18 protein-coding genes are annotated in these 15,006 nt (G+C 54.7%); 7 read left to right on the forward strand and 11 right to left on the reverse strand.

Annotated elements, in window-relative coordinates; translation table 11 throughout:
- Positions 1 to 19: 19 nt before the first annotated feature.
- From BLU01_RS27015 to BLU01_RS27035, 6 genes are read right to left on the reverse strand one after another with little or no spacing between them, the layout of a single operon-like run.
- The gene (locus tag BLU01_RS27015) at positions 20 to 247 is read right to left on the reverse strand and encodes a hypothetical protein (protein WP_092281219.1); all 228 of its coding nucleotides are present in this window, start codon (positions 245 to 247) and stop codon (positions 20 to 22) included.
- A 9-nt stretch (positions 248 to 256) separates the two neighbouring features.
- Positions 257 to 481 (reverse strand): hypothetical protein, encoded by a 225-nt coding sequence (locus tag BLU01_RS27700; RefSeq protein ID WP_157720195.1) that lies wholly within the window; start codon positions 479 to 481, stop codon positions 257 to 259.
- A complete protein-coding gene (locus BLU01_RS27020; protein ID WP_092281221.1) occupies positions 481 to 813 on the reverse strand; it encodes a hypothetical protein in 333 nt (110 codons plus the stop codon). The genes BLU01_RS27700 and BLU01_RS27020 overlap by 1 nt, the downstream gene beginning before the upstream one ends.
- A gap of 4 nt (positions 814 to 817) precedes the next feature.
- Entirely contained in the window at positions 818 to 1,057 is a 240-nt protein-coding gene (locus tag BLU01_RS27025; protein WP_092281223.1) for a hypothetical protein, read from the reverse strand.
- A complete protein-coding gene (locus tag BLU01_RS27030) occupies positions 1,057 to 1,290 on the reverse strand; it encodes a hypothetical protein (protein ID WP_092281225.1) in 234 nt (77 codons plus the stop codon). Before BLU01_RS27030 ends, BLU01_RS27025 begins: the two co-directional genes overlap by 1 nt.
- Positions 1,287 to 2,411 carry a phage/plasmid replication domain-containing protein gene (locus tag BLU01_RS27035; protein WP_092281227.1) on the reverse strand — a complete coding sequence of 375 codons (1,125 nt, stop codon included), beginning with the start codon at positions 2,409 to 2,411 and terminating at the stop codon, positions 1,287 to 1,289. Before BLU01_RS27035 ends, BLU01_RS27030 begins: the two co-directional genes overlap by 4 nt.
- A gap of 225 nt (positions 2,412 to 2,636) precedes the next feature.
- Here BLU01_RS27035 and BLU01_RS27040 point away from each other — a divergent pair, with 225 nt between their 5' ends.
- On the forward strand, positions 2,637 to 3,056 hold the full coding sequence (locus BLU01_RS27040; RefSeq protein ID WP_092281229.1) for a helix-turn-helix domain-containing protein: 420 nt from the start codon (positions 2,637 to 2,639) through the stop codon (positions 3,054 to 3,056).
- Positions 3,057 to 3,170: 114 nt separating this feature from the next.
- Entirely contained in the window at positions 3,171 to 3,512 is a 342-nt protein-coding gene (locus tag BLU01_RS27045; protein ID WP_092281231.1) for a hypothetical protein, read from the forward strand.
- Positions 3,513 to 3,847: 335 nt separating this feature from the next.
- Here BLU01_RS27045 and BLU01_RS27050 read toward each other — a convergent pair whose 3' ends face one another.
- The 3 genes from BLU01_RS27050 to BLU01_RS27060 form a co-directional block, all read right to left on the reverse strand.
- Entirely contained in the window at positions 3,848 to 4,258 is a 411-nt protein-coding gene (locus tag BLU01_RS27050) for a hypothetical protein (protein WP_157720196.1), read from the reverse strand.
- 1,409 nt (positions 4,259 to 5,667) lie between these two features.
- The gene (gene catC, locus BLU01_RS27055; protein ID WP_092281235.1) at positions 5,668 to 5,958 is read right to left on the reverse strand and encodes a muconolactone Delta-isomerase; all 291 of its coding nucleotides are present in this window, start codon (positions 5,956 to 5,958) and stop codon (positions 5,668 to 5,670) included.
- Between the two features lie 25 nt (positions 5,959 to 5,983).
- On the reverse strand, positions 5,984 to 7,105 hold the full coding sequence (locus BLU01_RS27060) for a muconate cycloisomerase family protein (protein ID WP_092281237.1): 1,122 nt from the start codon (positions 7,103 to 7,105) through the stop codon (positions 5,984 to 5,986).
- 165 nt (positions 7,106 to 7,270) lie between these two features.
- Here BLU01_RS27060 and BLU01_RS28155 point away from each other — a divergent pair, with 165 nt between their 5' ends.
- Positions 7,271 to 7,369 carry a LysR family transcriptional regulator gene (locus tag BLU01_RS28155; RefSeq protein ID WP_331716159.1) on the forward strand — a complete coding sequence of 33 codons (99 nt, stop codon included), beginning with the start codon at positions 7,271 to 7,273 and terminating at the stop codon, positions 7,367 to 7,369.
- Between the two features lie 87 nt (positions 7,370 to 7,456).
- Here the strand turns inward: BLU01_RS28155 and BLU01_RS27065 are convergent, their stop codons facing one another.
- Positions 7,457 to 8,551, reverse strand: a complete 1,095-nt coding sequence (locus BLU01_RS27065) for a GNAT family N-acetyltransferase/peptidase C39 family protein (RefSeq protein ID WP_092281239.1) — start codon at positions 8,549 to 8,551, stop codon at positions 7,457 to 7,459.
- A 94-nt stretch (positions 8,552 to 8,645) separates the two neighbouring features.
- Here BLU01_RS27065 and BLU01_RS27070 point away from each other — a divergent pair, with 94 nt between their 5' ends.
- From BLU01_RS27070 to BLU01_RS27080, 3 genes are all read left to right on the forward strand, one after another.
- On the forward strand, positions 8,646 to 10,226 hold the full coding sequence (locus BLU01_RS27070) for a RimK family protein (protein ID WP_092281241.1): 1,581 nt from the start codon (positions 8,646 to 8,648) through the stop codon (positions 10,224 to 10,226).
- A gap of 3 nt (positions 10,227 to 10,229) precedes the next feature.
- Complete coding sequence (locus BLU01_RS27075) at positions 10,230 to 11,141, forward strand: magnesium transporter CorA family protein (protein WP_092281243.1); 912 nt, start codon at positions 10,230 to 10,232, stop codon at positions 11,139 to 11,141.
- A gap of 159 nt (positions 11,142 to 11,300) precedes the next feature.
- The gene (locus BLU01_RS27080; RefSeq protein WP_092281245.1) at positions 11,301 to 12,452 is read left to right on the forward strand and encodes an epoxide hydrolase family protein; all 1,152 of its coding nucleotides are present in this window, start codon (positions 11,301 to 11,303) and stop codon (positions 12,450 to 12,452) included.
- A gap of 5 nt (positions 12,453 to 12,457) precedes the next feature.
- Here BLU01_RS27080 and BLU01_RS27085 read toward each other — a convergent pair whose 3' ends face one another.
- A complete protein-coding gene (locus BLU01_RS27085; RefSeq protein WP_092281247.1) occupies positions 12,458 to 13,369 on the reverse strand; it encodes a helix-turn-helix domain-containing protein in 912 nt (303 codons plus the stop codon).
- A gap of 161 nt (positions 13,370 to 13,530) precedes the next feature.
- On the opposite strand from BLU01_RS27085, the gene BLU01_RS27090 reads away from it, so the two are divergent.
- Positions 13,531 to 14,889: a glutamine synthetase family protein gene (locus tag BLU01_RS27090; protein ID WP_092281760.1), complete on the forward strand. Its 1,359-nt coding sequence runs from the start codon at positions 13,531 to 13,533 to the stop codon at positions 14,887 to 14,889.
- Positions 14,890 to 15,006 lie beyond the last annotated feature (117 nt).

Raw genomic sequence — 15,006 nt, forward strand, 5'->3', positions numbered from 1 at the left:
GTCACCCTTGACAAGCGACTTAACCGCGCAGGAAACCCAGCACGATCTTGGCGCCTTTAATACCGGCGTAAACACCAGCGAGGATGCCAGCGACGGCCAGAACACCCACGGAAATGGTGCTGAAGTCGATGGACGAAGTCAGACCGGTATAGTCCCAACCACCTGCAGGGTCAGCGGCGAAAACCGAAGGTGCAACAACAGCCAGGGCAACAGCGGATAAAGCTACAGCGGCAATCTTTTTAAACATGATGAATCCTCAGGATTGTTTGATGAAGTTTAAAAACGCACGAATTCCCATCGACATAACCATAAAGCTAGCTACCAATGTGAATCCCGCGCCAAAGGCTTGAGCCAAGATAACTGGATCAAGTTGTGAAGGATCAAAAGGGACAATGTAAGGAACAGAAACCCAATCGACCGAACACGAGGGAGCACCGCCCTGAATAATTAAATCACCAGGGCAATGCAGTAAACCGGACATTACGCAGACTTCTGCGAGGTCGAAGAAGCAGCTTGAACAGGTCGCTGTTCTTCAAGGCGAAGAGGGAGACCGGCGAGCTGGAAATTCAATTCTTTATAACGTTCGTTATAAGAAACTGTGAACGGCACATAAACCTCAACACCTTTTTGTGCACGATAAACATTATGAAGGCCATTTTTGACCGCATCGCCGAAAACAGAAAGCTCGAACAGCTCAAACTGTTTCATCCCGTTCCGGTTAACACTTTCGGCCTGAATACCAACAATGGCCCAGGGCTTTTCTGGTGTGCCTTTATCAAGAACATCGACGATTACGCCTTTAAGGATTTTCATTCTTTCATTTTTCCACTGGGGGGTGAAATGCCCAGCCGGGCACAATTACATCAGGTTCACGCCTGAAGGTTTTAAATTCACGGCGAGAGCGCTGCCGATTTACTTCTTGCTGAGCCAGTGCAGATAGAAACAAACGCATAAGATTATTAATCCCAGCACGCTCATCACATTGAGGATTGTTAAGTGCATTTATAAACTCTGCCTCCACAGCAAAACGTAGATTCTGATAAGCAACTCTATCCATCAGAAGCCCATCCATTCTGCAATGGATATTGTTCCTATTTCTTGCGTGTCAAAAAACCAGATCTGTTGAGGCTTTACGCCCTGTTCTTTCCGTGCTTCAAGAAACTCAATAGTTTGTGATACTTGCTGATTCAGAACAGGGTTACTGAAAGCCGCACGGACCTTCTGCTGAAACACCAACTGTCGACGCTGACCAGGACTAAGTGCTGTTCCTTGAAAACAAACGTTTTTCATGCAGCCACCAATCTTAGACGACCAGGTATCGAGGCTGGTCGATAAAACGAAGGCATGCCGAGTTCGAAATTACGTTCAACTTCCCGTACATTGCGAAGAAAAACAACGCCATGACGCGAGCTGTCAAAAGGCAACTTAATATCAATACCAATTTGTCGTAGACGAGCGCGATGCACCTTAACAGCAGACTTTGTGAGGTCGAACTTCTTTCCATTCATCCACTCATACGCATAACCCGCAGTACGTCCCGCAGCTTGCATAGAATCACAAATGTTCTCAGCTAACAGCTGTTCAGAAATGCTAGTAATGTCCATGGCGGTCACCTTCATTCGGTCGCCTACAGTTAAAAAGTCGCGGTGTATATGCCGCAGTCTGTCTTCGTCAAAAAGGCCCCAATGGCAAAGGCGCTCACGCTTTAAAAATTCTGATCTCAACTTGATTTCAGAACGAACCATGCCTACAGATGCGCACCAATCTCTTAAATCTCGCACATATGTATATTCGTCCGAATCCTCGCCATAAGTTTTTTTAACTTTAGGGAGTAAGTGCGCTTCTAATTCAGCGGCCTTATTATAGTTTCCTGGATACACCAAACGACCTGCTTTCTCACCACCTTTAGGAGTCCAAACAGTGGTGTTTCCGTCCGGATACAAATAACCAATGGAGTTACGAAAGCGCTGACTAGATATGCCGCGTAAGAAAGCTCGTTCATTCCCCTTCCCTACTGAAAAATTGTCAGTTAAATCAAGACGGTGAAAAACAGCGCCGTCTGTAAGGGAACCTCCATTTTGAAGATGTTCGACTTTTGTGCATTTAGTCAGTGGAGGTAGATCCCAGTCAGCGAGAACTGCATTAATGACCTTCATATTGTCATCGAGGCGTTCAATGCCAAAAACGTTGTCAAGTCGATTAATACGTGAGGAATTACCATCAACAGTTAATCGACGACCACAAACGTTGATCTTGAAGGTAGTGCAGTAGCTACCCTCTGCATGAAACGGAGGAGCGGACTCACTGAGAACCTCATTGCTTTCAGCATCTACACGACGAAGGAGAATGTTGCCTACCTTTCGAAGGTCGAAGGAGTAATCCTGAGATGCCTTGATCCAGTCGTAAAACATCAAAATCCCTGCAAGCACATGCGGCTAACCGCATAGGTAAGGCTCTCAGTATCTCCAGGGCAAAAAAGCCACCAGCCCAGCAGACTCTGTAAGCGCGTATTCCGTTCCTGAAAAGGAGGAATACCGAGATAATAGCGATGCAGCTACACGAGTCAAGAGAAAAGAAACGGTTTTTGTCGGATAATCGGTAAATTAGAACGGTTTACTGTGATTTTGGAGACAGATATGGGTATCGGCAGCAGAATCAGGCAGGAGCGCCTAAGGCAGAACCTTGATCTGAAGGAGCTGGCGAAACTGAGCGGAATGCCAGAAAGGACGGTGGCCGACATTGAGCGCGAAATCTCAAGCCCTAGAGCCGACAACCTAAAAAAGCTGATCATCTCTCTAGGATGTTCTGCAGATCAGATCATGTTTGATGACGATGAAATGACTGAGGATGGCGACTTAGCACTGCTCGTCCGCGAGCTTGGAAAAACCGAGGAAGAGACACGTCAAACGGTAAAACGGGTGATCCGGGCCATGCTTGTTCAAGAGCGAGTATTTGAGCTGGAGCGTATCCGCGCATTTGATGACGCTCACAAGGAAGAAAACAAAAATCGTCAGAATCTCGCGATGCCGCTGAAGCGCTACGAGAAAAATCGGTAGCCGAAAAAGTATGAGGTTTCATACCAAAGTGGGGGTGTTACAGCACCCCCACCCGCTTCGCTCCAAAGACCCAATCAGCAAAAACCAAAAATCAGATCGAAAAAGGAGCAGTAAATGTCAGCAGAGACGTACACATGTGGCCAATGTCATTTTGAATTCAACAAAGGTGTTTCCACCTGCCAGGGCTGCCTAGGCACCGTCATCTGGGGAGCTACGCAACAAGAAATGCATCAAGCCGGCCAGTTCATGGCGGTAGTCGGTGCCGTCCTGGGCGCTCTGCTAATGTTTGGACTACCGACAGCACTAAATAAGTACCTGGGCACAGACCTGACATTAGGGTACGGCTTCGGGTTTGGAGCGCTCATTCCGGTGGGTATCACGGGACTGATCGGCTATTTCTGGGGATCAAACAACGCAGCCAAACAACACCGAGGCGAGTGCCGTACCTTCCGCTAGGACAAGTGACCAACCGTTGCTGAAACATCGGACCTGCCGGGACCTGTCAAGGGATAGCGCTACACGTCACGGGACCGCGCAGGCTGCGCGCAATATCCGAGATAACGCCTTGGGAAAATCAGGGCGCGTGGTGACACCACGGCGACTACAAGCTTTTTGAACGCGAAGAAAACCCCAGGGCTCTCAGGAACGCTGGGGTTTTTGTTTGGGCGATAGACCGGCCCGCGTTGCGGGGTATCGGCGCCGGTGTTGCAACGCACTACTGAGGATCTGCGAAGCGCCTAATGCCCTACGGGCAGGTCGAGGTCGGCTGGATTAAAGGACTTGATACTAAGTCACTGCTCAGATCGTGAAAATAAGGACAGACCTGCTTCAAAGGTCCAATCACGAAGAGTATCAAGGCATTCACCAGCGGAATATTTCCACTGCTCAGCCTGATCAAGCCGTGAGTTTACAGCACTCAAAACCTCAGCATCTTCAGTGACCACAAGCTGGGACTTTTTGGAAAGTACGTAGTGGTATTGGCACAGCTTGAGATAGTGCTCCTGAAGCTCAGATATCTTGACTAAAGAAATCTCATGATCACCAGACATGGTGCGTTGAAATTGCATGTGGCTTTCCTCCGCATTTCTAGATTTATGAATCCAGAAAATACGAAACTCATTGAGTTTACTGCCCTTTGCGTTCTTGAAAGCTTCAGCTACAGAAACATCTTCCAGCGATTTTACTAGTTGATCTTCAGTCATAAATGCCCTTTGAAAATTGGTGAATAGCTCCGACTTCTGAATATAGAAGGCGCTGCAAAGGTAGGTCAACAATTGAAATTGTAGTTTTTGAATAAGGAACATTTTGATAGCAAATTTGGGGAAACTGCTCATGACCTGGTTGGCTTTTGCAATCATTTAGCATGAGATTTGGCAGCAAAACGGGAACTCGTTAATATCCGTTACGTAGCCCTTGAGGCACTTGCAGAGCCCGGTCATCAATGACTGGGCTTTTGCCTTTCTGAAGTCCAAAAATGATGGCATTTTTACTAGCTCAGCTCGATCACCAGGTCAGATTTTGCTATCAAAAAAGGCCACGCATAATGCACGCTATGTGTAAATCAGTCGCCGGGGCTGCGCGATTTTCCCGGCGCCTGATTCGTCCTGAAGGACGGCCTCGCTAACATAACGTGCACCACATTACACGTAACAACGTATTTCGGATTTGCCCCGGTTACCCGCAGGATTGAAGCTCACCACACCAGGCCCCCATATGACAAAGACCAGCAACACTCAAATGACATTCTCCTGAAGGCTTCGCACCATTTCCGCGTCAGCCTTTCAATCAGCCGGACATGCATTACAAATGCTCCAACAGCTTCCTGGGATTCTCCATTTCCATATAGCAAAATCCAATCCGGCCCAAACCGCTTCACTGATCAACCCAAAGCCTGCAGATTCAGCCATCAGCTGTGAAGCATTCCGTGCGCCGCCCTGTATGTGAAGCTGCAAACATTCACCAGCCCCAACGACGTCGTCGGCGACAATGTTCCGCAGCGAGCAGTTCGGCTAGATGAGTTCCTACTGGATGGCATCTCATGTTGGCAATAATGGATGATGTCCGATGGCTTCAATCAAAATGCCCAATTGGAGCACCAGAGTCACCAGATAATAAATGCCCGTAATCAAATAGCGCTGGCTGCCGCCAATTCTTGGCATTTCGTGCCTATAAGGCTGAAAGTTCGCCGGAAATAAACGCCGTTCACGTATTCATCCCACTGAAGTGCCTTAATCAGTATTCAAACTCTTAATTCATCTAATGCAGCTAGCATATATGCCACTTCGCAGCCTGGTAGCACCAACAATAGATATAACTAAACTAAACGGTCATTTAGTTGAGTTACTAACTTACTTTGAATTCGTCGATAACCGCGTTGCCATCGACGCGACCGTAGCCACTGATCTTGATGTCGGGTGGCAACTTGCGTGGCGTCACCACCCTTCCCTCCTGCTACGGCAGTCCTGAAGCACGAACGGCCGCAAGCTTCGATGCTCTCGCGTTATGACCTCCCGGTTGCAGTTGGAAGTCAAAAGACATTTCAGAGCCATACCCGGACGGTACGATACTGCGAACACGATATAGGCCTGTTTAAAGTCGAAAAATTTGACGCCTAACGATCGTCTTCATGGATCGATGAAGGATGGCGGCAGAGCCCGGTCACTTCGATATCCATGTACGGGAACAGCGGCAATTGCATGAGCGTGTCATGCAAAGCCTCAACGCTTTCGACGTCAAAAACACTGAAGTTGGCGTAGTGACCAGCGATACGCCAGAGGTGCCGCCATTTGCCTTCACTCTGTAAACGCTGCGCCAGTTCCTTTTCGTCGGCTTTCAAACGCGCGGCTTTCTGTGGGTCCATGTCGACGGGAAGCTTCACCGTCATTTTTACGTGGAAGAGCATCTTTCTCATCTCCTGACAACAAGGTTTAGCGGCGACGGAAGCGGGCCAGCCGTTCTTCGTCGAGGGTCAGTCCCAGGCCTGGTGTAGCCGGAACATGCAAGTGGAAGTCGCGGTAGACCGGTGCTTCGGTGACGATTTCTTCGGTCAGCAGCAGCGGCCCGAACAGTTCGGTTTGCCACTGCAATTGCTCAAGCGTGATGAAGGCATGGGCCGATGCCAGCGTGCCGACGGTGCCCTCCAGCATCGTGCCGCCATACAGCGCAATGCCGGCCGCCTGTGCGATATGGGCGGTGCGCAGGACAGCGCGAGGTCCACCGTTTTTGGCGATCTTGAGGGCGAAAATACTCGCCGCGCCATCGGCGGCGAGACTGAATGCGTCCTCGACACATTCAATGGATTCGTCAGCCATAATGGGCGCCGGGCTGCGCTGGTTGAGGCGGATCTGCCCGCCGCGATTGATCCGGGAGATAGGTTGCTCGATCAGATCAATGCCGTTTTCGCCGAGGATTTGGCACCCTTTGATCGCCTGAGATTCGCTCCAGTACTGGTTGACGTCGACCCGCACGCTCGCGCGGTCGCCGAGGGCTTTCTTGATCGCGACCACATGAGCAAGATCGCGCTCCAGCACGTTGGCGCCGATCTTCAGTTTGAAGATGCGGTGACGACGCAGTTCGAGCATGTGCTCGGCTTCCTGAATGTCTTTGGCCGTGTCACCACTGGCCAGCGTCCAGGCCACTTCAAGTGCGTCGCGCACGCGCCCACCCAAAAGTTCGCTGACAGGCAAACCCAGGCGCTTGCCTTGAGCATCCAGCAGCGCCGTTTCCACGGCTGAGCGGGCAAACGTGTTGCCTTTGATGGCCTTGTCCAGACGCTGCATGGCGGCATTGATGTTTTCGGCATTCTGGCCAATCAACAACGGAGCAAAGTAGCTGTCGAGGTTGGTCTTGATGCTCTCCGGACTTTCATTGCCGTAAGCCAGCCCACCGATAGTCGTCGCTTCGCCAATGCCCTCAATACCATCACTGCAAAGCAGGCGAAGAATGACCAGGGTTTGCCCCTGCATGGTATGCATGGCCAACTTGTGCGGGCGAATGGTGGGCAAGTCGACGATGATCGTCTCTAGGCGCTCGATCCGGGCTGCTGTCATTTCAGGTTCCATTGTGCGGAGTTTCAGGCGTGGGTCGTGATGCCTATGCATCGATACCCAGGGAATCTTGTTTGATGTAACTTAGAATCCGCGCAACGCATCCACTGCGTCCAATATCGATTTTGTCTCTTTCCATACTCAACAGGTATCGTGACGCGCAGATAGATCCGCCGTTTTCAGGCGTTGGCTGAAACACTCAATTTCAGCCAGACAGCCAGGCGCCTGAATACCGCCCCGCCGCCGCTTGGCCGGCAGATTCAGTAGATCAAGGAGTTTCCAGGTACAGCGCTGCTGGAGCGCGCTCGCTTGGTGCGGCTGCCTGAACTTGGTCGAGCATTGCGCCGCGCCCCTTCAACCGCCCCGCAGCATGACCGCAGCCCTGACACGGCGAGAGCCGAAAGTGCTCATACGCGTGAACTCTTCGTGACTCACTGGCAGGTGTTGGCAATCGATGCTCTTGTGCTGTCGGCTGTGATCCACATCCGGATCGTGCAGGTACACGAACTCCTCGTCGCAACCGGTGATCAGTACCCAATGCGGCGCTTTGAGACGGGTGAATCGGTAACTGCTGATCAGTATCACGGGTTTGAATCCAGCCTCAAGCGCTGCGCAGATGTCGAAATTGGACGTTCGCTCGGTGATGACGCCCGCTTGCTCCAGATCCTCTGCGAAGTGCTCTTCCACCAGTTTCATGATGGCTTTTTTCTCCGGACGGCGGACACCGTCGAGAAACAGCGAGCCCAATTGGCTAACCAAAAGGCGTACTTCAAAACCGCGCCGACAGGCCGCCAGTGCCAGGCCTTGAGGGCTGCAGCCACCGTGTCCTGCAGTCATGAAAACCGTAGTCGCCTCGCGCCAAAGCTGAATTTCTTCCTTGCGGCTCATCGGTCGGCTGGTGTCGATGGCCGCCATCGCCATCAGCAAACAGGCAGCCCCGCAGGTGAATTCGGTGGTTTGTTGATAATAGGGAACCTGGCGGGTCGGCGGCGGAGCGTCACGCAGGATTCGCTTTTCGTAGCGCAGCGCTTCGGCATGGTCTTCGTAGTAGTCCTCCACCACCGCGAAGCGCTGGTACCCGTTGGCCTCATACAGGCTAATGGCTGCCGGATTATCGACTCTTACCTCCAGCCGCAACCAAGCGCAATTGCGCGAGAGCGCACGCGTTTGTGCCTCTTCCAGCAGCCTCTGGCCCAGACGATGGCCTCGCCACGCATGGCTGACAGCGATGGAATAGAGGCGCGCGAGCGAGGTGCCGCGATGAAACAGCAGCAAGGCATATCCGGCTAATTGCCCTTGGTGCTCGGCGACGATCAAACAGCTATTGGCACGGCTGATCATCCAGTGAAAATTGCGCTGGCTCAGCCGGTCGAGCGTGAAACATTGCTGCTCCAACGCCACCAATTGATCGACATCGTCCAGCACTGCAACGCGAAAGTTAAAAAGCATGGTGACACCGTAATGTTTGAGTAACGAACCGGGACAGACTCAGACGTCCGTGATTTATTGAAGCGGCGTGTTCTTCAATAGGGATCGATTACTCATGTCAGCGGTGCAACCCAACGTGAACGAAGTATTGGACAAATCGGAACGTTCCACAATATCCCTCGTAGAGGAACCTCCCAGCACGGGGCGCTTGAGCAGCCAGCTGCTGATCCTCGTCGAACGCAAGGAAGACTGGGCCAGCTACCTGCCTAGCGAAAGCTTGATGCTGGCCCAGGATTACCTTGAGCACAGCGACGATTTCGCCGGTCGCACACAGGTCATCAACCTGTGCCGCAACTACAAATATCTCGGCCAAGGCTACTACTGCTCTTTGCTGGCCGAAGCCCGCGGGCACAAAGTGTTGCCGTCCGTGCGCATCATCAGCGAGCTGTCGCGCAAGGCGCTTTATGGGGTCGGTCTGGATGATCTGGAGCGCACCCTCGAGCGTGCGTTGGCCAACCATCCTTATGGCAATACCGAAGCTTTTACCCTGTCATTGTATTTCGGCAAAGCCACCATCGATTCACTGCAAGAGATTGGCCGGCAGCTCTTCGAGGCGTTCCCCTGCCCTATCCTGCTGGTCGAATTTCGCCGTGGCGAGACGTGGCAAATCGCTGGAATCAAACCGGGCGCACTGCACAAACTTCGTGATGATCAACAGCATGTTTTCGCCAACGCTCTGGACGCCTTCAACCGCCGCACGTGGCGTCAACCGGCGTCCAAACGCATGGCTCGATATGACTTGGCGATATTGCAAGATCCCGACGAGGCGCTGCCACCGTCGAACGCGTTGGCGCTGGAGCGATTTGTTGAAACCGGCAAGCAGCTTGGCATCGACGTCGAGCTGATCGAGAAAAAAGATTATGCGCGTCTGGCTGAATTCGACGCTTTGTTCATTCGCGAAACCACCCGCGTAGACGACCATACCTACCGTTTTGCCAAAAGAGCCGAGAGCGAAGGTCTGGTGGTCATCGATGATCCATCTTCCATCCTGCGTTGCACCAACAAGGTGTACCTGACAGACCTGCTCAAGCGCCGCGGTCTGGGCATGCCAGCCACGGAAATCCTCTACAAGGATCGACCTCAGGAACTGGAACAGGCAGGCCGTCGTCTGGGCTTTCCTCTGGTACTGAAAATCCCCGACGGCTGCTTCTCGCGTGGCGTGGTAAAAGTCGCCGATGCGCAGGCGCTGGCTTCGGCAGCGCAGCAATTGTTCGAGCATTCGGTGCTGCTGCTCGCTCAAGAATATTGCTACACAGAGTACGACTGGCGCGTCGGCGTACTGAACGGCGAAGCCCTATTTGCCTGCCAATACTTCATGTCCAAAGGGCATTGGCAAATTTACAACCACAAAGCCGTACCCGGCGAAATCAACGGTTTGTGCAAGGCCGTCCCGGTAGAACAAGCGCCACCGGAGGTTGTGCAACTGGCGGTGGACACGGCGCGATTGATCGGCAATGGCCTTTACGGCGTCGACCTCAAGCAGGCCGGAGGCCGCGTGTTGGTGATTGAAGTCAATGACAACCCCAACCTCGACGCGGGAACCGAAGACGGAGTATTGGGCGATGAACTGTATCGGCGTGTGCTTCAGGCATTCATCCAGAGGCTGGAGCTCAAACATCGCGGCCAGGCGTGGTAGCCGATGATCGAAGGCTACTGCATTCAGCAAGGCATCCTGTGCCAGGCACCGGGCGATCAGGCCAGCGTCTGGCTGTGCGTTGCACCCGATGCCAGCGAGCAATCGTTCCTGCGGGAACGATTGGGTGTCGGCGATCAGGCATTGGAGTCGTCCCTGGACCCGGACGAAGTCGCGCGAATCGAAATCAAGCCAGATCATCTGTTCCTGATCTGGAAGCGCCCGGAAAGTTTCGATGGCCGGGCGTTCAACGTATCGTCCTTCGGTGTGGTGCTGAGCGAGCAGCGACTGGTGGTGATTTGCGCGAGCAACTCGCTCCTCGAAGGTCTGGAAAGCGGCTCAGCGCTGAGCGGGCCATTGGACGTGCTGATGGCGCTATTGGCTGAAAGCGTCCACCACTATCTGGGCCACTTGCGCGTTGTCAAACAGGTGGCGCGCGAAGTGCAGCAGCAGTTCAACCGCGCCATGGATAACCAGCAACTGGTGCAGATGTACAACTTGAGCGAAAGCCTCGTGTACTACGTGAACGCCATTCAGAGTAACGGCGCAGTGCTCGCCCTGCTGCGCAGCCATGGCCAGCGCCACGGTTTCTCCCCGAGCCAGGTGGACTCGCTCAACGACCTGATCATCGAGAACGAGCAAAGCTACCAACAGGCGAAAATCCACGCCAAGGTCTTCGCCAACCTCATCGAAGCGCGTGGCAATTTGGCCAACAACGGTATGAACCTGGCGCTGCGCAATCTGACCCTGATCAACGTGGTGTTCCTGCCACTCAACCTGATCGCCAGCATTGGCGGCATGTCCGAGTTCAGCATGATGACCAGCGCGTTTCCGTGGTGGGTTTCGTTCCCGATGCTGCTGGTCTGCATGGCCCTGCTCGGCGGCGGCATGGCCGCAGCCTTAAGGCGGATGGCCTGAATCGAGGCCTGAAATAACGGCATGGCTCAGTTCTTCGGCAGGACTTCACCAATTCGCTGGATGGCGTGGAAACTGACAAGTGCGCCGCAACAGCAATCTGGCGTAACTTACCAACACCACACGCCCGCCCAGGAACTACCACCAAGGAACATCCACCCCATGCAGCCTCAACCCTTCAGGATTGCCATCGCCGAAGACGCCATCACCGACTTGCACAATCGGCTGAACCGCACCCGCTGGCTGACCGGGATCGAAGGCCAAGGCTGGAGCGAAGGCACTGACCTGGCGTTTCTCCAATCGCTGATCACTTACTGGACCGACACCTTCGACTGGCGCACGCAAGAATCGCAACTCAACCAACTCCCGCACTACCTCGCCCAAGTCCATGAGCAAACCGTGCATTTCATCCACCAACCGGGCACCGGCCCCGCGCCAATTCCGCTGATTCTCACCCACGGCTGGCCGGGTTCTTTTGTCGAGATGCAGCGCCTTATCCCACTGCTCGCCGACCCGGCCAGCCATGGCGGCGATGCGGCTGATGCCTTTGACGTGGTGGTGCCGTCGCTGCCGGGGTACGCCTTCTCCCCTGCTCCGCAGCACAAAGGCGTCGGGCCGTATGAGGTCGCCGGGCTATGGGCGGCGCTGATGCAGGGTTTGGGTTATGCGCGATTTGGCGCGCAGGGCGGCGACCTGGGAGCCGGCGTCTCGACGTGGCTGGGCCGGCGTTTTCCCGATCGGGTCAGCGGCATTCATCTGAACTATGTACCCGGCTCCTATCGTCCGCCGCTTGGTCCTGATCAACCGCCGATTACTGCAGACGAACAAGCCTTTCTCGACCGCTCGGCGACGTTCGCTGATGCCGAAGGTGCTTACGCCAGGCTGCACGGGACCAAACCGCAATCGCTGGCCATCGGTCTCAACGATTCGCCGGCCGGACTGGCGGCGTGGCTGGTCGAGAAATTCCAGGCGTGGACCGACTGTTCCGGCGACCTGCAACACGCCATCAATCTCGACGCGTTGCTGACCAACATCAGCGTTTATTGGTTCACCGGCAGCATCGGTTCGTCGCTGCGCCCGTATGTCGAAGGTCGAAACCGGCCGCTGACATTTGCCGCCGGGGAACGCGTGCAGCCACCGATTGGTGTTGCGCTGTTTCCCGCCGAGCTGCCAATGCCGCCGCGCAGTTGGGTCGAGCGCTGCTTCGATGTGCAACGCTGGACGACGATGCCCAAGGGCGGCCATTTCGCTGCGATGGAACAACCGCAGCTACTTGCCGAAGACATCCGCGCGTTCTTTCGCCCGTTACGCTGACGGATTCAGTTAACTCGGCTGGCACGTCTCAGCGTTTCGCTCGGCAATTCCTTGAACAGCGCGTGGTAGCTGCTGGAAAACCGCCCCAAATGCCAGAACGACCAGTTCATCGCCACTTCGGCGACGGTCGTTTCCAGGGGGCTGCGGCTGAGCAATTCGCGATGCGCGCTATTCAGTCGGCGCAGGCGCAGCCAATGCGTCGGGGTCATGCCGGTAAACGCCTTGAACGCATGTTGCAACTGCCGCAACGGCACGCCGGCAACCTGCGAAAGCTCTAGCAGGTTAAGGGTTTCTTCCGGCGCATCGGCGGCCCATTCGCCGACGCGTTTCATGATCGAGCGCTCTTCGCTGCGCCGCTGTAAACCGCCGCGATCCAGACGCACACACGCGTTGTCGAGAATGTACAAACAGTCTTCCAGCAATTGCAGGGTCAGCGCTTCGCGGCTCGGCGGATCGAGTGTCTGGTTCAGCCGTGTCAGCGTTGCGCTGAGCCAGCGACTGAACAAGGCGTTTTGCTGACAATTGAGCGGCGACATGAACAAGCCTTCCAGCCGCGCGACACTCAAGCCATGGCGCTGGACAAACGCCGGACCAAACACCACGGCGATCTCTTGATAGTTCTCCGGGGTGATCCAGATGTTGCGACTTTCACCATTCAACACGTACAGCGAGTTGTCGCTGCGATCAAAACAGAACGCCAGTGAACCCTGTGGCGCGCTGAAATTCTGCTCGACCCGGGTGTTCATGTGTTCTTCGTAAATCTCTACGCCCTGCAAGTCCAGGTAACGCACCAACCCGGCGAAATGCCCCGGTGACATCTGCTGGTAATGCTGGACCCAACCGGGTGTGGCGCGGATTTGTTCGGCGACATCGGCGGTGTTGAACGCTTGGACCTGGAGCGGATTGCACACTGTCATGGGAGACCTTACGCACTCGTTTGGTGCGTTTTGGTGCTGCTTAAAGTGGATAGATGGAACGTCAAGGCTCGCCCAAGATAGTCGTCAACGCGCTTCAGGGGAAGGGTCTGTCAGACGAAACCGCCCTCCCCGGCGTTACCCAAACCAACGACGAGGTCTTTATGAATGTCCCTTTCGATCAGCTATTCACGTGGCTGAAAGATCACAAGATTACTGAAGTCGAGTGTGTGGTCAGCGACTTGACCGGCATCGCTCGCGGCAAGATTGCGCCGACTAACAAGTTCTTGAATGAGCGAGGCATGCGCCTGCCGGAAAGTGTGCTTTTGCAAACAGTAACCGGGGATTTTGTCGACGACGACATCTACTACGACCTGCTCGACCCCGCCGACATCGACATGGTGTGCCGGCCAGTGGTGGACGCCGTTTATGTGATTCCATGGGCCATCGAGCCGACCGCTATCGTCATCCACGACACGTTCGACAAGTTCGGCAACCCGATCGAACTGTCGCCGCGCAACGTGCTGAAGAAAGTACTGCAGCTTTATACCGACAAGGGCTGGAAGCCGATTGTTGCGCCGGAAATGGAGTTTTACCTGACGCAACGCTGCGAAGACCCGGACTTGCCGCTGAAGGCGCCGCTGGGGCGTTCCGGGCGTGCAGAAAGCGGTCGGCAATCGTTTTCCATCGACGCCGCCAACGAATTCGATCCGCTGTTCGAAGACGTCTACGACTGGTGCGAACTCCAGGGCCTGGACCTCGACACGCTGATCCACGAAGACGGCCCGGCGCAGATGGAAATCAACTTCCGCCACGGCGATGCGCTCGACCTCGCGGACCAGATCACCGTGTTCAAGCGCACCCTGCGCGAGGCGGCGCTCAAGCACAACGTCACCGCGACGTTCATGGCCAAGCCGATTGGCGATGAGCCGGGCAGCGCCATGCACTTGCACCAGAGCGTGGTCGATATCGCCACCGGCCAGCCGATCTTCGCTGACGCCGACGGCAATATGAGCCAGCTGTTCCTGCATCACATCGGCGGTTTGCAGAAGTACATTCCGAAAGTGCTGCCGATGTTCGCGCCGAACGTCAACTCGTTCCGCCGCTTCCTGCCGGACACGTCGGCGCCGGTCAACGTTGAATGGGGCGAAGAAAACCGCACCGTCGGTTTGCGCGTGCCGACCTCGACGCCGGATTCGATGCGCGTCGAAAACCGCCTGCCCGGCGCCGACGCCAATCCGTATCTGGCAATTGCTGCGAGCCTGTTGTGCGGCTATCTGGGCATGGTCGAAAAAGTCGAGCCGAGCGCTGCGGTGCAGGGCCGCGCTTACGAGCGGCGCAACCTGCGTTTGCCGATCACCATCGAAGACGCGCTGACGCAAATGGAAGAATGCGAAACCGTCGGGCGTTATCTGGGCAGCAAATTCGTGCGCGGTTACGTCGCAGTGAAACGCGCCGAACACGAAAACTTCAAACGCGTGATCAGCTCGTGGGAGCGTGAATTCCTGTTGCTGAGCGTCTAGTCAATAAGGGCCCCATCGCGAGCAAGCTCGCTCCCACAGGGCATCGCATTTCAAATGTGGGAGCGAGCTTGCTCACGATGACAGCCTTCAGAACACCAAAGAAACGCCTGAAAAAGT

Source organism: Pseudomonas prosekii, assembly GCF_900105155.1.
Taxonomy (GTDB): Bacteria; Pseudomonadota; Gammaproteobacteria; order Pseudomonadales; family Pseudomonadaceae; genus Aquipseudomonas; species Aquipseudomonas prosekii.

Bases quoted from the DNA above. Each gene is read 5' to 3' on its own strand.
- BLU01_RS27050 (WP_157720196.1), bottom strand. From the start codon at position 4,258: ATGACTGAAGATCAACTAGTAAAATCGCTGGAAGATGTTTCTGTAGCT.
- BLU01_RS27045 (WP_092281231.1), top strand. From the start codon at position 3,171: ATGTCAGCAGAGACGTACACATGTGGCCAATGTCATTTTGAATTCAAC.
- BLU01_RS27030 (WP_092281225.1), bottom strand. From the start codon at position 1,290: ATGAAAAACGTTTGTTTTCAAGGAACAGCACTTAGTCCTGGTCAGCGT.
- BLU01_RS27040 (WP_092281229.1), top strand. From the start codon at position 2,637: ATGGGTATCGGCAGCAGAATCAGGCAGGAGCGCCTAAGGCAGAACCTT.
- catC (WP_092281235.1), bottom strand. From the start codon at position 5,958: ATGCTCTTCCACGTAAAAATGACGGTGAAGCTTCCCGTCGACATGGAC.
- BLU01_RS27075 (WP_092281243.1), top strand. From the start codon at position 10,230: ATGATCGAAGGCTACTGCATTCAGCAAGGCATCCTGTGCCAGGCACCG.
- BLU01_RS27035 (WP_092281227.1), bottom strand. From the start codon at position 2,411: ATGTTTTACGACTGGATCAAGGCATCTCAGGATTACTCCTTCGACCTT.
- BLU01_RS27080 (WP_092281245.1), top strand. From the start codon at position 11,301: ATGCAGCCTCAACCCTTCAGGATTGCCATCGCCGAAGACGCCATCACC.
- BLU01_RS27025 (WP_092281223.1), bottom strand. From the start codon at position 1,057: ATGGATAGAGTTGCTTATCAGAATCTACGTTTTGCTGTGGAGGCAGAG.
- BLU01_RS27015 (WP_092281219.1), bottom strand. From the start codon at position 247: ATGTTTAAAAAGATTGCCGCTGTAGCTTTATCCGCTGTTGCCCTGGCT.
- BLU01_RS27060 (WP_092281237.1), bottom strand. From the start codon at position 7,105: ATGACAGCAGCCCGGATCGAGCGCCTAGAGACGATCATCGTCGACTTG.
- BLU01_RS27070 (WP_092281241.1), top strand. From the start codon at position 8,646: ATGTCAGCGGTGCAACCCAACGTGAACGAAGTATTGGACAAATCGGAA.
- BLU01_RS27700 (WP_157720195.1), bottom strand. From the start codon at position 481: ATGTCCGGTTTACTGCATTGCCCTGGTGATTTAATTATTCAGGGCGGT.
- BLU01_RS27020 (WP_092281221.1), bottom strand. From the start codon at position 813: ATGAAAATCCTTAAAGGCGTAATCGTCGATGTTCTTGATAAAGGCACA.
- BLU01_RS27065 (WP_092281239.1), bottom strand. From the start codon at position 8,551: ATGCTTTTTAACTTTCGCGTTGCAGTGCTGGACGATGTCGATCAATTG.
- BLU01_RS27085 (WP_092281247.1), bottom strand. From the start codon at position 13,369: ATGACAGTGTGCAATCCGCTCCAGGTCCAAGCGTTCAACACCGCCGAT.
- BLU01_RS27090 (WP_092281760.1), top strand. From the start codon at position 13,531: ATGAATGTCCCTTTCGATCAGCTATTCACGTGGCTGAAAGATCACAAG.